The sequence below is a fragment of the Lewinella sp. 4G2 genome (genome assembly GCF_001625015.1).
GTDB lineage: Bacteria > Bacteroidota > Bacteroidia > Chitinophagales > Saprospiraceae > Neolewinella.
On sequence record NZ_LVWJ02000014.1, the window covers coordinates 1,729,867 to 1,747,051 of the forward strand.

The following is a 17,185-nucleotide window of genomic DNA, read 5'->3' on the forward strand; positions in this document are numbered from 1 at the left end:
TCGGCGTTGCAAAACGTTGCAGACCTAATTTAGCTAATGTTCATGCGGGTTACGTCTATAGGCTATCAACTAAAATTTGCAGGGCATTCCGACCGCCCAAGCCTGCTTTTTTCGTAATTCGGTATTTATAACTCCTCGTTGTAGCATCGGACTTGTTCAGTAATTGGGCAATACTCTGGTTATTGATCCCCAGGCGAAGAAGGCTACAGTAGCGAATCTCCTGTGCGGTAATACCAGGGATCTTATCCCGCAACCGATCCTCAAATTCGGCGTTGATGGTTTCCACCTGGTCCTGAAGTTTGGAGATCATTTCCTGGTCTTCGATGGTTGTCGAGAGCTCCGATCGCAGCTTGCCGAACTGCGTCTCTCTTTCTCCGACGGGGAGGCGATTGATCGTCTCTATCCGCTGTAGTATCTCCCTTTTTAATTTGGTCCGTAGCCGATTATCGGCAGCCAGTCGTTTGATGTCCCGTTCCCTGGTAGCGACGCTGTACTTGAGGTTTTCGTTTTCTAGTTCCAAAATTCGGCGGCGATCATCATCGGCGCGTTGGCGCTCCCGTTCATTCCGACGGCGGTTCCAACGGTAAGCGACGGCACTTAGTACGGTTACCGCCAGCAATAAACCGAGCAGCGCAAGCCCGAATTGGCGCAACCGAACTTCCCTACGCAGTTGCTCGATTTCTAGTTGGTTAATAATGGCGGATTGTTCCTGGGCACGTTTTTGCAGTAAAATGTGCTCACTCAGCGCCTTCGGTTCCTGCAATTGAGCTTCTGCTTTGGGGAGTAAATTGTTGGCCGCGAAAGCGTTATAGGCCCGAGAATATTCCTCAGCTTCCACTGGGTAACCCAACCGGGTCAATAGCCCTCCCAAATGTTGATATAAAAAGCACGTACGAAAGTCAGGGCCTTCTCCCTGTGAAAAATAAGCTTGCTCTTTTCGGAAAAACCGAAAGGCTCCTTCGTCCTGCCCGGTGTCTACCAGATATTGTACGATGTAGCCCATGGCTTGCATCGCCCAAGCGTAGCGGTCATACTCTTTACGAGTGTAGTAGGCTTCATCCAGGTTGGCAAGACCTGCCTCAACTTGTCCATTAGCCATCAGGGAGTGCGCCATGCTCTCCAATAGATTGACGTGCCAAAGGCGGGAATCCATTCGCTGTGGTGACTGGAATAGATCTATGCCTTCGTTGAAAGCCGCAATCGCTTCCTCATGATAATTGGCCATCTGCAGAAAGAAACCGTATGCATTGACTGCTTTTGCCAGCCCGATTGTATCGCCGCGGGCAATTAGTAATGCGGTATTGCGGTCATGATAGCGCTTGGCGTTCGCTAATTGCCCCAGTTTAATGGCGGTTCTCAGGGTCGCATTGTAGACTTTCTGGTAGGGAAAAGTACTACCTGGATCAAGCTGATTCAACGCGACCAAAGACTGTTGTAGTGGCTCCAGGGCTAGTTCCGGCGTCTGATAAAATTCCAAATACATGCCATAGCCCGCCTGGGCGTAGCCGCGAATCAGGTCATCTTCAACTAAATTTTCAACGGCCAGGTCATTAGCCATCTTACAGTATGGGTAGGCATCTGCAAGCCGACCACTTTGAATTAGTAGCTGACCATAAACTGCAAGTTGGCAAACCCTTAAGCGTTCGATCACCGTAGCATTTGCTAAATGATCATCCAAAATCGCTAAGATGCTATCAACGCTATGTCTTTCGTATCCACCACTGGCTTCCTGGTCTGCCAGCTTAATGGTTCCTGTATAGGGTTCGGATAGTCCTGCGTAAAAGTGCTGACTGCTAATAGGAATGTGCTGAGCGCATCCTTTCTCCGTCACTCCCAAAAGAAGTAGACAACAACCCCAAAAATGCAGTAAAGAGAAGAGGTGGAAAGAAGGTCGCATTGACATTAAAACCGTACAAACATCAGAAATAAGCAGTATCGCACTATGAAAACCTCAAACGAGTTCTTTCGCTGAAGTCATACGAGCTATTCAAAGATAGCGGCTAAATTCATTCTCCTAAGGGGAGGGAGATGTTTCAAAACGTTGCCGGGCGAACGGGACGGTGGTCGGCATCCATTCCGGGCGAGTAACCATACTTTCAAGCCAATGCACCACCTGCATTGATTACTGCAGCTAGTCTTCAGCGCTAACGCAAGTACGTAAACCAATGGACAGGGTAGCGCATCACCCCAGCCACCAACGGACGATTCTACCCAGCAAATAGATGGCTGGGAAACACCCGATACACGCTAAAGTAACCACCACTTTTTTCTGTTTGGTCTTCATCCGTAAAAGGGCAAGAGAGTTAGCGGACGACCACTCGCTCCGTCCATCGCCGGCCGTCTTCAGTACTGACGATAAGGAGATAAACTCCGGGTTTCAGTGTCTCCTTTACTAGCCAGTTTTGGGTGCCCGCCCCAATTTTTTGGGCGCTGACGCGGGTGCCGTGTGCGGAATAAAGAGCAAGGGAAAGGGGCTCCGATACCTCCGGAAGGCGAAGGTCGAAGCTACCGGAATTAGGATTAGGGAAAACGCGCAGTTCAGCTGCTGCCTCCCGCTCGAGGTAAACGACGGGGCTGAAGGCGAAGCTGCTGTCCAGGTCCACCATCCGTAGGCGGTAGTAGGCGGAGGATTGGGGGTCGTCATCAACGTAGTCGTACTGTCCTGCATTCCGTCCTTCCGCTGCACCTGCGACAGCGCCTAGTAGTTGCCAGGTGTTGCCATCTGATGATCGTTCTACCTCGAAGTGGCTGAAGGCTTCCTCATTGTCGGTCAACCAGTGCAAAGTATTCCGTTTGCCCGCCCTTTCGCCGTTGAAATCGAGCAATTCCACGGGCAGTGCCCTGAGGCTATTGACCAGTACGTCGTTGATGAACAAGCCGTTACCGTAACCATTGGTTTGAACGAACCTCAGTACGAGTGATGGCCCCGCGTAGGGGCTGAGGTCGAGCGTATCGCTACGCCAGTCCTCCGCCGTCTGAGGGCCCCAGCCGTTCGTTTGGTTGCCGGTGGTGGCCAGTTCGCTTCCGGCCTTGTCGTAAGTAGTTGGAAGGAAGTTGTTACCTCCATCCGTAGAATACTCAATCTGAAGGCGTTCAAAAATTGAATTACTGAAGGGGGCGTAGGCAACGTCGAATACCATGGTGGGGTTAGCCACCCCGCTCAAATCGAGTAGAGGAAGAATAAGGTAATCTTTCGCTCCGCGCGCGTCGTACGAGTAGTTGTCCATGCGGGCCACCCGACCGTTGGTTCCATCGCTCTGGGTGGTCGTGGTCATTTCCCATCCTTCCAGTCCATCGGGGTTCTCAACGGACCAATCCGCAGGAGGCACGCCTCCCTCAAAGTCTTCATCAACGCTGGTAAGCGGCACGGCCGGGGCGTTGGTCATCACGTTATCGATGAAGAGACCGTTACCGTATCCCGCTACCTGGACGAAACGAAGGATTATCGTTTCGCCGGCGTAAGGCGTAAGATCTAGCGTATCACTACGCCAATCCGCTGCGGTTCGCGGTCCCCAGCCGTTTGCCTGGTTGCCCGTGGTCGCCAGCTCCCCGCCGGCCTTATCGTAAGCGGTGGGGGAAAAAGTACTGCCTCCGTCGATCGAAACATCGATGTACAGCCGTTCAAACTGGGTGTCGCTAAAGGGCGCGTAGGCTACGTCAAATACTAACGTGGGGGCAAGTACCCTGGTCAATTGCAGCGCGGGCGTGATCAGCCGGTCCTCCTGCCCGGGGGCATTGTACGAATAGTTGTCCATGCGAGCTACCCGCCCGTTGGTGCCGTCGCTTTGGGTAGTGGTGGTCATTTCCCATCCTTCCGAGCCATCGGGGTTTTCGATGGACCAACCCGAAGGCGGGACTCCCTGCCCAAAATCTTCACTGATCTGCTGTGTCTGGCCCACGAGCGAAAAGCACGCCAGACAGGTACAAATCATTATTAACGGACGGGAATATCCTTGAGGAATTGAACTTCTGGACATCAAGCTAAAGATCATTATTGAAGATTTTTAAGAGCGTTATTTGGCTTCTTGACCCTCCGCTATGGTCATCGCTTTGTATTGCAATCGACGAAGACGAGCGCCTTACCGAGGCGAGCCTTCTGCGACCACTCTGATGTGCTTTAGCAGTGATCTTTGGGCGCAGAGGACGGGCCGCTGATCTCAGATAGATCAGTGACATGAGGTTAGCAAGGATTATAAAATGAGGGGTCGCCGCTGTCGCTAATTTTTCTTTCTGACCGGGACGTTGCGGTGATCATCTTAGGCCTTTCCCCAATCTGAGGTCCGTACCAAAATGCACCGCAAAGGTCATGGAGCAGGGCGAAACTAATCCGCCACCCACCAGCAGAAAACCGCCAAAAGGGGCTACAAATGAGACAAAATCAGGCCTCCACCAGCTTTTCCTTGGGCCGGAAGCCAAAGCGGTCGGTGAACCGCTGGCTGAAGTAGGTGGGCGACTTAAAGCCGACCGCCTCGGCGAGTTCGGCCACACTTTTTACCTTCTCCTCTTCCAGGAGTTGGCGGGCGTGATCCAGCCGGACCTCCAGCAAAAACTGGTTGGTCGTCTTGCCGGTCACCTCTTTACAACGCCGCAACAGCTGGCGCTCGCTGCTTGTCATCTCTCGGGCCAGGCTGCTGGTCGTTACCTCCCGGCGCTCCCGCAGGGCGGTTAGTACGAGACTGGTTGCTTTGGCTACCCAGGGATCCATGGCCGCCGGTGCTCCGGCCGGTGGTGCTACGGGCTGGGCACTGGGGTCGCCAATACGCTCATCTTCCGAATTGCTTGGCTCCTCAACTCCTGGTTTCGAAGTTTGAACCGAAGGCACATTCGGTAGGGTGGAATCGAGGCCTGCGGTCCGGCCAAATCTGCGCCAAGCCATCCCCAGCAATACAATGCAGGCTAGTGCGCCGATGATGAACCTCCACCAACTGCCACCGCCAACGGCCGAAGTCAATTTGGCCCGATCTTCGGCGTACCGGCTTTGGATTTCGGCCAATTCCCGGGTGTTTTCCGCGCTCAGGAAGCTATCACGGAGCGAATAAGTCCGCTCCAGGGTAGCGAGGGCTACTTCGTGTTCGCCGAGTTGTAGCTGGGCTTGGTAGAGACAGTCCCCATTTTTTACCTGCACCTTCAGGTCGCCGAGGCGCTCCGACTGTTGCCAACCGGTGGCGCAGTAGTCACGAGCGGTCGCCCAATCTTTGCGGGCCAGGGCGACCAGGCCGAGATCGCCGTAGCTGGAGGCTTCGTCACCTCGCAACCCCAGTGAATCCTGCAGGACCCGGGCCTGGGTGTAGTACGCGGTGGCGGAATCCAGCTGGTTGGATTTAAAGTAAACGTCCCCGTAATTTTTCAGGCTGTTGGTGATGCCCTCGAGGTCGTTAGCTTTTCGTTTCAGGGCCAAGCTCCGGTCTAGGTAATCGATCGCGACGGCGAACTTCCCCCACTCGGTGTACACTTTACTCAGATTATTCAGGTTGGCGGCAATGCCCCGCTGGCTGCCCAGCAGGTTGTGGAGGTCGAGGCTCTCCTCGTAGTACTTGACGGCGGTTTCGTAGTCTTGCTGGTTGAGATAAAGACTACCCAGGGAGTTGAGGGTCGCAGCCCGGCCCGAGCGGCTTTTCGAGCCGGATTTCGCGGCGTAATCGAGGCTGGCGAGCAAGGCCTCGAGGGCTTCGGGGATATGGCCCTGCTTACGCAGCGCATTTCCCAAACCGAGGGATGTTTGCCCCGCGCGGTGCCAGGCCTTGTCTTCCTCGTAGAAGCGCAACGACTGTTTGAAATTCAGCACCGCCGAAGGGTAGTCACCCGATCGCAGTTGCAAATTGCCGATGTTCTGCAGGGCTCGGGCCACCCAATACCCGTGGCCTATTTCGCGGGCCAGGGCTAGCTGGGCTTCGGCGTAAAACGTAGCACTATCAGGTTGGGTATGCCGGCAGGATTTATTCACCAGACGGTCGGCGGCCTGCAACCGAATGGTGTCGGCGAGGCCTTGATCCAACCATTTTCTTATGCGTTGGCCGTGCCTGTCTGACTGTCCGCTAAGGGAGCAATTGATGGTCAGCAACAACAATAACAGGGGCACTAAGCCTACCACGGAGGTCAATAGTCTCCCGAATGGTGATCTCGCACTGCCTATCATATTTAAACTGACACTTGGTCCGGGCAAAGATAGGAGGCTACCCGATTTGAAATGGTGAGCTAAGAGCAATAAAAGCATTCCGGGCGCTGCCGCGGGTGCAGTGATAGGAAATAAGGGCAGGTGGCGCTGACCCGATTGTGGTAGAACAATATTTCCAAATGCGTAACACCTGAAGATGAGATAGCATAGACGGGAAGCAACTCGATTATAAACCTCTAAGTACTTCTGCAATATGCGTTTCCTGTTCACTTACACACTCCTTCTTACGGTCCTTACGGGCCTCTCCGCCCAAGTAGGCGTCAACAACCCCAACCCCGAGCAAGCACTCGACGTGAACGGCAAAATAAAACTGACCGACGATAACGTCACCCCCGAAGCCGGGACGATCCGCTACAACACCAGCGAAGGCGACTTTGAGGGGCACAACGGCTCCGAATACATTAGCCTGACCAAAAGTTCTTCCGTAGCGGAAACGGCCCGCGCGGCCATCGCTTATAATTTTGGCGTGCCTAATAACAATACTTACGAGGACTTCGACCAGGGAATCGTTTACTCCAACTCCTTCGTTGGACTTGATCCTGAGGTGGCCTATTCCAGCACTCAATTTTTTATGGTGGAAAAGATAGTGATGACGCCCACCACCGAAGCAGCAACGGGCTCCTACTACGTCAACATCGCTGAGTCTACCGCGGCGGGCAGTCAATTTAATCCGTTGCTGTACTATCGGGTCGATGCTAATGATAGCAGTCTGGAAGTTACTTCCAACCGGGTCCCTATACTTATGGTCCGGCCCGGCAGAAAGGTGATGGTGCGCAATAATGCCAACTCTCCCGGACAAGTACGCGTAGTCATCTACGGGGTATTTGTTGATGACCCTTCGGATTATTTTGGGTTGTAGGGGATCGGTAGGTTATTAGAGGTTATTAATAACCAAATTTTGCAGTTGATTTTGCATCACAATTTAGGGCCTGAAAATAAAAGTATTTCTGAACAGGAATAGACTGAAGATGGATATCATGTAAACCTAGTTAAACGTGCTTAATCCTTAGTTTCTCTTTGGGAGTGTAATTGTTGAAGCTATTAGTTTTCGGTTGATTGAAGTAATTAATTTTTGTAGATCATTTCAATAAGCGACTACGCCTTCCAGTGAATACAATTGAAAATCTACAACCAAATAAGTGGACGCTTGACTAAGCGATCTGTTGTCAGAATTGAGTATGTGACGTTGGGAATAATTTAGGCTGTGATTATGTAGTGTGCACGTTCTTAATCGCTGACGTGAGTCTAAATGTGTTGTCGATGGTGTGTTGATTTGTATTTTGTTTGAAGACTTCACGCAACAATAAATGTCAGTATAGAAGGAATATAAGCTGGTAGGGTAATTAATCAAATTGCAATCGAAAACATCAAAGGCGACATGTCACTCATATTCAAATGGGCTGTAAGGGGTTACTACGCAGTGGTACGTTCAATCAAATCGTAAGTTGTCTATCTTGGGGGCCACTTTATAAATCCAACCCCATGCAAGACCTAGAAAACAAAGTAGTCCAAAATCTGATCCCGGATGAACCGGTAACGATACTTCGAGTCAAGCAAATGGGGGAGGACGTAGGGCTCACTTTCTTTGGTAACAATAGTAACAAGCGGCAAACACTTGTCCTCACGCCCGAAGAAATAGCTGGACTAGAAGTTATTACGGAGGAAGGTCAGTTCAATTTCACGGGAGATGCTAAAGCTTTTTCGCTCTTCGTCGAAGCTGAGCGTATCCACTCGGCTTATCAGTTCGATCCTCTTTTCGCCGTTAACTGTAGTGTTGTTGATCCGTTGCCACATCAGGTGGAGGCAGTTTATAAAAACTTGCTGCCGCTGCCCCGTATTCGCTTTCTGCTGGCGGATGACACGGGAGCCGGCAAAACCATTATGGCTGGTCTTTTACTTAAAGAATTGATGATTCGCGGGATCGCCGAACGAATCCTCATCATAACTCCTGGTGGACTTACCAAGCAGTGGCAGGAAGATGAACTGCAATTGAAGTTCAACCTCAGTTTTGAGCTCGTTAACCGTGAGCGGTTTACTTCTGACCCCAACATTTTCAACAACGCCGACAGGGTAGTCACGTCTATTGATTTTCTCTCTCGGGAAGAAATAATCAATAACGCTGCCGAAACAGAATGGGACATGATCATCGTGGATGAGGCTCACAAGCTATCTGCCTACGAGAGCGGTAGTAGATTATATGAGTCGCTGCGGTACAAGGCAGTCGAACGTATGTCCAGTAAGTGTGAGCACCTGCTCCTGCTAACGGCCACGCCTCACCGCGGGCGCAAGGATACATTCAGGAAATTACTTCAACTGCTCGACGAGGATATATTTGCCAACGATGCACTGGTCGATGAGCGAATTAACCAGTTGGGGAAGAACGGCGCCAATAAGTTCTTCATCCGTAGGCTTAAAGAAGAAATGAAAGACTGGAATGACAAAGCGCTGTTCCGTAGTCGCTCAACCAAGACCGTCAAATACGAACTCACTAATAAAGAAAAGAGGCTATATAATAAGGTTACCGAATACCTTGAGGAACAGCGGGAAAAGGCAGAAGGCAACATTCACGTCAGCCTAACCCTGATGGTCATGCAACGTCGGCTAACTTCTTCCATCTTCGCAATCATGAGGACGTTAGGAAATCGTTATGCGGCTCTGAAGGACGTACTAACAGTCATTCAGCGTCAGCCGGACCTGTTCAAACAGCGCCATAAGTTTGAGACCGTACAGGCTGATACACTGAATGATTACGATGAACTTGATGATGAGGATCGCGAGGAATTAGAAAGCATCTTGTCTGATGCTAAACGCTTCAAGCTATTTACTACCGCCAGCAGTCCCCAGGAAATTAAAGATGAGGCCGAGGAAGTGAAAGCACTGCATCTGCAGGCTAAAGAACTATACGACGACGGCACAGAAGAACAGAAATTAACCAAACTTTACAACCTACTTCAGAGTGAAGGAGTGATGGACGGCAAAGAGAAGCTTGTTATCTTCACTGAACACAAAGACACGCTCTATTATCTGGAAGAAAAGTTAGCTACTAACGGTGGGTTCACCGTAGCTACTATCCACGGTAGTAAAAATGTTGACGAGCGCCGTGAAGCGCAGGACCATTTTCGCAACGACGCTCAAATTCTCCTGGCCACCGACGCTGCTGGTGAAGGGATCAACCTCCAGTTCTGCCGCCTGCTCATCAACTGGGACATCCCGTGGAATCCTAACCGTCTTGAACAGCGCATGGGACGTATCCACCGCTACGGGCAAGAAGACGATGTGTTAGTTTTCAATTTGGTCGCATCTAATACTCGGGAAGGAGCTGTCATGGAACGTCTCCTAACCAAGCTGGACACCATTCGGGAGCAGCTCGGAGACGATAGAGTGTACGACGTCATCAGTGACGTGTTCGAGAACGTAAAGCTAGAGGAGTTTGCCCGCGCCGTATTTTTTGGGGATAAAAATGAGGCGTTGGAAAAACTGGAAGTACCCGCGGACCAACTTAAAATAGACTTTCAGAATAAAATCAACGATAAGCAAAACACCATTGGCTATAGTTCTATTAACTATAAGGAGGCAGAAAGGCTCATGACCAAATCCCAGGAGGAACGTTTGCAGCCTACCTACATCCGGGAGTTCTTCGAGATGGCTTTCGCCGACCTAGGCGGAAAGATGAAGGAAGTCGGCGACGACGTGTTCCACATCAGCAAGTTACCTGAGGAAGTTGATCGCATCATCCGCAAGGGCTACAAAATGTCTACTGACCTGGAAAGCCATTTTTGCTTCGATAAAAAAGTCTTCCTCGACGCCCACCGCAGTGCCCGCTACCGCAAACTCCACTACATCAACCCAGGTAACCCAATTTTTGACTCCGTTCTGCGCGTCATTCGGGAACGGTATAAGGAAGAGGCCATGAAGGGCACTATCCTCGTCAGCCCCGACGAAACAAAGCCCTACTTCGCCTTTCTCACAAAATCCAAGATTGCCGACAGTCGCTACACGGCCGCTGACGAAAGTCTTGCCGATGCGCGCATTAATCTAGTTGCGCACGACAAGAGTGCTAACGTGTTCACTAGGACGTCACCAGCTCGCTTTCTCGACTTTAGCCCACCACTCGATTTCGCTAAGGATGTAGTTGTACCGGAACCGGTTGACGACGAAGCCGTTAGTGGCTGGGTGTACCAACACATTACCGTACCGCAGTACAATGAGGTCAGCACCCGCGTTAAAGAAGACGCTGCGGAGCGTAAAAGATTTCTCATTAAGTCCTTTGATGATTTGAGTTTTGACCTCAACCGCGAGATTAACGACTTACAGTTTCAGGTCAGCCAGGGGAAAAAGCGTGCACCAGCCAAACTAGCTAAGCGTATGGACGCCATCGTCAAGTTGGGACAGCGCAAAACCGACCGGCTAGACAAACTAGACCAAATGATGAGCCTCTCCAAACGAGAACCGGAAATTCTGGGCTGCGCCTACATCGTTCCGTTGACCGAACTGGAATATCAAAACTTTTACGAGAAAGACCGTGACTTCAATACCGAAGACACCGCGATGGACGTCAGCATGAAATATGAGGTAAGTCAGGGACGACGTCCGGAAGACGTCGGCAGCCAAAATCTGGGGTACGATATCCGCAGTACCGATAAACTCTTTAAGCAGCGCTACATTGAAGTTAAGGGCCGTAAAGGCAGTGACGGCCAGGTTTTCCTGACCCGCAACGAATTGTTCAAGTTGCGCCAACTGGGGGAGAAAGCTTATCTCTACGTAGTCATCAACTGCGAAACCGATAACCCCGACCTTTTCATTGTTCACGATCCCGGAAGCGTGCTTCACCCCATAGAAGTGCCGGCCGGCGTACGCTATAAAGTGACCATGCAGGATTGGCAACGCACCGCCCAGCGCATCGGCTAACAATTCCTTAGCTTAACGCTTCCTCTTTAATTGGCTTTTATAAGACCATCTTTTCCGAAACCACCTTAGCTATTCCAACTATGCCCAGCACAAGCGCCCGCGCAAAAAAACTCATTGAAGTCGCCATGCCCATCCGGGAAGTGAGTACCGAGAGTGTGCGCGATAAGAGTATTCGCCACGGCCATATTTCTACCCTACACCTCTGGTGGGCTCGCCGCCCGCTGCCCGTATGCCGTGCCGTCGTGTTCGCCAGTTTGGTGCCCGACCCCGAAGATGCTGCCTGTCCGCCGGCTTTTGTGGAAGCGATCAAGCTGCTACTGAAAGGCAAAAATTACCAACCCTACAAAGACATTCCCTACACGGCGATTGCTGACGAAATGGAGGACAACCCACGTAACCGCCTGCTGTGTTTCATCGGTCGGTTCAGCGAGGAACTAGTCGCCGCCGAGAAACTGGGTAAAACGGTGCCCAGCAAGGAGCGCCTCAGCAAGCACTCACTCATCAAGTGGGAGAATAAGGACAACATCGATATCCTTACGATCGCGCGGAAGCTTATCTACGTAGCGCACAATGCCGAAAAGCAGGTGGACGCGGACGCAGGTGCCATGCTGAAGCAGTACGAGCAAAACTACGCGGCCATTACCACCGCCGAAAAAGAGCTCTACGAACTGGAAGACCGCCACATGGGTGGCCCGAAAGTAGAAGCGTTGGAAACATGTCTGGAAACCGCCATCGAAGCCTACCTCAACGAGATGCCCAGTGTATTCGATCCCTTTGCCGGGGGAGGAGCCATTCCCCTGGAAGCCGCCCGTCTCGGCTGCCGAAGCTTCGGTAATGACATCAACCCCGTCGCCCACATCATCCAGCGGGCCAGCCTGGAATTTCCCCAACGCTACGGTAAGGAAATTACCTTTTCCCAAGCCGAATACACCCGACTGTACGGGAAGGCTGCCTGGAACCTACGCTACAAGGAAGGCCGCACCTTCGGCGAAAAGACCAAGGTAGAAAACCGTCTGAGCCACGACGTGGAGCACTATGCCAATCTGCTGCTGGATCGGACTAAAGCTAAAGTGGGTCACCTCTACCCGGCTGATCCGAACGGGGAGGAAGTCATTGCTTATTACTGGGCGCGGACGGCTACTTGTACTAATCCTAGTTGTGGAGCGGAAGTGCCGCTGTTGCGGCAAGGCTACTTAGTAAATAAGAAAGGCAAGGATGGTAAAAAGGTACATTTACACCCGACAATAAAAGATAAACAAATTGATTTCCAGATCAGGGAGGGAAAGGAATCTGAATCTTTTTCATACATCAGTCGTGGAAATTTAAATTGTCCAATTTGTAAAAATCAGACACTTGCTAAGGAACTTAAAAAACAATTTAAAGCAGAGACTACTGGCACTAGATTATTAGCGACTATTACTACAAGCAATAATGGTAAATCATACCGGCAGCCGACTTCTGAAGAGATAGAGGCAGTTAATGCGGATTTCGGTAATTTACAACGCCCACTAGAATCAATGCCAGTTAAGTACACGCAAGCATTGCCATCTTGCACATGGGGATTAGAGCGATGGGGTGATATGTTCTCCCCCCGCCAACTAACCACCCTCCAAACTTTCGTCGCTGAACTCAATGCCCTCAAAGCCACGTGGCGCAAGGAAGGCGGGGAACTGACGGGGTATCAGCGAGCGTTGGTGACTTATTTGGCGGTTTGGGTGGATCGGATAGCCGTAGCAAACACCACTTTTGGAATCTGGCATGCTGGTCGAGAAACATTAGAGCGGATTATGGGGCGTCAAGCTATAGCAATGGTATTTGACTATCCCGAAAGTAATCCATTTTGTAACTACACAGGTAGTGCACTAAATCAAATCAATTGGATCGTAAAATATATCGATACAGAGGGTATGAACTTTAATGCTGCAGTGTGTAATAATTCTTCAAGCGGTGAAGTAGCACAGTTTGCGGAAAAGTCGTTATCCGCTGTAGTCACAGATCCTCCATATTATGATGCGATTGCATATGCAGACTTGTCAGACTTTTTCTACGTCTGGTTAAAGCGAACTATGGCAGATGTTCTTCCTGCAATTTTTGCGACACCACAAACGCCGAAGACCGAAGAATGTACCGCACTCAAGCATCATCATAACGGAAGTGTTGATGTAGCAAAAAAACATTTTGAGGACAAATTAAAGCAAATATTTGCTGCTATTCAGATCCAAACAAAAGATGTTGTTAGCATTATGTTTGCTCATCAAAGTACAGAAGCCTGGACGACATTATGCAACTCAATTCTTGGATCCAACATGAATATACAGGCGAGTTGGGCGAACGACACAGAAATGACTGGCGCATTGAAGACGAATAAAGCGTTCCTTTCTTCTTCAGTGACGGTAGCTTGCACACCATCAGCTAAAAAGGGTTACGCTGATTTTAATGAAGTCAAACAAGAAATTAGCGAAAAAATAGATGTACAAGTCAGAGATTTATATGCGCTAGGCTTCCGTGGTGCCGATCTTCTAACCGCTTGTTTTGGCCAAGCCGTTAGTGTTTTTGGTCAATACAAAGCAGTTGAGAAGGCAAATGGAGACGAAGTAACCGTAGAAGAATTACTTGACCTGGCCCGCGAACTAGCCTTCCGTAGCATCATCAACGATGTAGATACCGACGAGGTGACCCAGTTCTACATGGGCTGGCTGGCAAGTACGGGCTTTGACGAAGCGGACCACGACATGGTGCGTAAAGTGACCCAGATTGGCCTAAACATCGATACGTCCCTGCTCGATCACTATCACATCCTGATCGCTAACGGCACCAAGCAGTCACTGGCGGATAGCCACCAGCGATTCCAACAGCAGAGTTCGTTGGGAACGAAAGACACCTCGCCCGATATTGACCGCATCCACCGACTTTTTCGCCTGCTGGAAATCAACAACAAACCGGAATTGTTGAACTATTTGCACGACCACGCGCCTACGGCGGAGAGTCCGCTCTGGCGCGTTATGAACAGCCTCAAAGAGTTGCTTCCACCGGAGCACGCGGACGCAAAATCCGTAGGGGTTCTACTGACCAATCAGGAAGTCTTACTGCGGGAGGCTCGGGAACGGCAGCGGAAGGCGGCTCCCCAGGGGAGACTAGATTTTTAGCATCAACGAAGGTCGCATGGTAAAAGCGTATTTACTCCTCGCTCCTCCACCCTTCATTGCACCTGCGTCCGCGCCCTTATTTTTATTATCACCCAGTTACTGAACAGTTATGAAAAGTTGGTTTAACGTAGTCCGGCCCCACGAAGATATCCGCCGGGGCGAACTGGCCGAAGCGGTTTTTGCCGCTAATCTTGCCGAAGTGGCCGCCCACCGTGGTCCGGAAGTTTATCGGGACCCGGACATATTTTTTGCTAAGACCTATTTCACCGCGGGTCTCCGTAACCTGGCAAAGCAAGTGATCCTTGGTCTGAACGGTAACACCAAAAGCGGGAACCGGGTTATATCGCTGCAAACGGGTTTTGGCGGTGGCAAGACGCACAGCTTGATTAGTCTGTTTCACCTGGCTACGCTCGGTAGTGCAGCGAATGCGCGGGAAGACCTGGCCGACCTGCTCGCCCACACGGGCCCGATCGGATTTGAAATCGCTAACTACGCCGTATTTACCAATACCACCAATGACCCCGCCCAGGGCCGGGAGGAGAAGGGAACGCACATACAGACGCTGTGGGGCGAACTGGCTTACCAGCTAGGAGGAGCGAAAGCGTACGAAAGGGTGCGCAAGAACGACGAACTACGGTCGGCACCTAAAGGGATCTTTAAAGATTTACTGGAAGATTGCGCGCCGGCGCTGATCCTGATTGATGAGTTGGCTGACTACTGTGTGAGCGCCTCGGCCATTGAAGTAGGTGGTGCCGACCTGAGTAGCCAGACGGTGTCATTTATGCAGGAACTTACCGAAGCGGTAGCGGCCGTACCTGGAGTGGTGATGGTGGCAACTTTACCCGCCAGCGTTACGGAAGTAGCTGCATCAGAAAAGGGAGCGGCTATTTTGAACTCACTGGCCAGCCGACTCGCCAGGGTAGGGAAGGACACCAAGCCGGTGGATGGCGACGAGATCTACGAAGTGATTTGCCGTCGATTGTTTGAAGACATCGGTCCGCGGGAGGAACACCAGAAAGTAGCTGCCGGCTACGTAGAATATTATAAAAAGCAGCTTAAGGAGGCAGCACCTTCGGAAACCCGTAAAGCCAAATACGGGGAACTGATCCAGAAAGCCTATCCCTTTCATCCGGGGCTCATTCAGGTGTTCGAGCAGCGGTGGGCGGCTAACCACGATTTTCAGCGCACGCGCGGAGTACTACAATTGCTGGCGACCATCGTCGGTGACTTATGGCAGCGGAAAAGTGCGTTGCCCGGCAGTGGACTGATTCATACGAGCCACGTCAGGTTCGGCAATCTCGATACGCTGAGCACCAAGCTGGTGTCGTTGTACGGCAACGGCTACAGCGCAGTACTGACGGCAGATATCGGTGGCCCTAACTCCAACGCCTACCGCATAGATGATGATAACGTGGAAATGGGTAAGCACGAGCTGGCACAGGGCGTGACGGCTACGATGATGCTGGCCTCTTTTGGCGGGGACACGGCTAACAAAGGCCTTTCCTCCGGTGAGGTTAAGCAGTTTGTCCTAACACCGGACGGTCCTAGCCAGTATCTAGTCGACACGGTACTCGCTGATCTGGAAAGCCGCGCGCACTACCTGCACTACGCCTCGGCGGGTAAGCAGGGTAAGCGCTACTGGTTTCACACCAAGGCGAACATCAACATTCTGGTGAACGAGGCCAAGAACCAGGTAAGGGACGGTGACATCAACGCTGAGGTCATCGACCGACTGGAAACAAGCGTTCGCGGGGTAACTAAGTTCCGCTGTATCGTTAACCCCAACGACGAGATTCCGGAACAGAAGCGGTTGACGCTGATGATCCTGCCGCCCCAGTTGCGTACGGAACCCGACCGTCTTAACCGTAACGCGCGGAATAAGGTGCTGAAAATTGCCAACAGCCGCGGCAACAGTGATCGGAGTTTCAAGAATACGATCCTGTATCTGCTGGCCTCCGAGGTAGGGTTTCTGAAGTTACAGGAATGTACCCGAGCTTACCTGGCGACGAAAAAGATAAAAACTGACTTTGGTGGGTTGGAACCCGATCAGCGCCAGACCATCCTTAACCGGCTTAATGAGGCGGACAAGGAAGTCACTAAAGCTATCTTGAACGCATACACCGTCGTGGTCCGGGTAGAGAAAGGCGAACCCCGTACGCTTTCTATGCTCTCCTTTGCGGGTACGCTTCAGCAGCAGTTGAATACTACCCTGATTGAACTGCTTAAAGATGAGAGTTGGTTACTGGGAAAAGTAGGGTTGCGTACTTTTGAACGTGGCAAATTACTTCCTGCTCCGGGAGCACCCATTGCTGCTAAACGAATTTACGAAGCTTACCTGCGCTACGATAATTACCCAATGATAACGGGTAAAGATGCTATCGAAGTCAGTTTGCTGAAATACCTTGATAGCGGTGACATCGCCATGGCGAGCGGCAACCCGCCGGAATTTTCGCGCTACATCACGAACGGTAGTGACTTGCTGCGCTTTGACGCGGAAGACGAAAATATGTATGTGGTGCATCTGGATGATGTTCCGCGTAAAGAGCCGCTTCCCAGCACGCCTGAACCATCGGGCGCGGTCGCAGGTGCGGGGGAGGTTGGAGGAGCAGGGGCAGGCTTCACCCCAACTTCACCCTCTAACCCTGGCCATACCGGATCAGTCGGACAGCCAGCAACGGAATCTGCGCAGCAGCTCATTCATAAGCTCGTCATTGATGGTAAAATTGATCCCCATCAGTTCTTCAGTATCTATCCCAGCCTCATCGCTCCGTTCATTAACAATGACGTCAGTATTGAGCTAACGGTCAAAGCCTACTCAACCAAAGATGAGCCGATTGTAAAGGGAGAGCAGCGGATGAAGCTGCTGGAGGAGGCTGCTCGGCAGTTGGGGATTACGGTGCGGGAGGAGTAGGCGCTGGTTTCTGACAGCGGGCAGGCTTTTTTTGGAAGAGTGATA

Annotated in this window: 7 protein-coding genes; 4 read left to right on the top strand and 3 right to left on the bottom strand. The window is 51.3% G+C overall.

What is annotated here, in order from left to right:
- Positions 1–55: 55 nt before the first annotated feature.
- From A3850_RS07880 to A3850_RS07890, 3 genes are all read right to left on the bottom strand, one after another.
- A complete protein-coding gene (locus A3850_RS07880) occupies positions 56–1,831 on the bottom strand; it encodes a hypothetical protein (RefSeq protein ID WP_157500981.1) in 1,776 nt (591 codons plus the stop codon).
- A 472-nt stretch (positions 1,832–2,303) separates the two neighbouring features.
- Positions 2,304–3,899 (bottom strand): T9SS-dependent choice-of-anchor J family protein, encoded by a 1,596-nt coding sequence (locus A3850_RS07885; RefSeq protein WP_068215345.1) that lies wholly within the window; start codon positions 3,897–3,899, stop codon positions 2,304–2,306.
- A gap of 479 nt (positions 3,900–4,378) precedes the next feature.
- The gene (locus tag A3850_RS07890) at positions 4,379–5,995 is read right to left on the bottom strand and encodes a helix-turn-helix transcriptional regulator (protein WP_068215348.1); all 1,617 of its coding nucleotides are present in this window, start codon (positions 5,993–5,995) and stop codon (positions 4,379–4,381) included.
- A 373-nt stretch (positions 5,996–6,368) separates the two neighbouring features.
- Between A3850_RS07890 and A3850_RS07895 the strand changes: the two genes are divergently transcribed.
- From A3850_RS07895 to A3850_RS07910, 4 genes are all read left to right on the top strand, one after another.
- Complete coding sequence (locus A3850_RS07895; protein ID WP_068215350.1) at positions 6,369–7,034, top strand: hypothetical protein; 666 nt, start codon at positions 6,369–6,371, stop codon at positions 7,032–7,034.
- Between the two features lie 623 nt (positions 7,035–7,657).
- A complete protein-coding gene (locus A3850_RS07900; RefSeq protein WP_068215353.1) occupies positions 7,658–11,083 on the top strand; it encodes a helicase-related protein in 3,426 nt (1,141 codons plus the stop codon).
- An 80-nt stretch (positions 11,084–11,163) separates the two neighbouring features.
- Entirely contained in the window at positions 11,164–14,229 is a 3,066-nt protein-coding gene (locus A3850_RS07905; protein WP_068215355.1) for a DUF1156 domain-containing protein, read from the top strand.
- A gap of 109 nt (positions 14,230–14,338) precedes the next feature.
- Positions 14,339–17,140: an ATP-binding protein gene (locus tag A3850_RS07910; RefSeq protein ID WP_068215357.1), complete on the top strand. Its 2,802-nt coding sequence runs from the start codon at positions 14,339–14,341 to the stop codon at positions 17,138–17,140.
- Positions 17,141–17,185 lie beyond the last annotated feature (45 nt).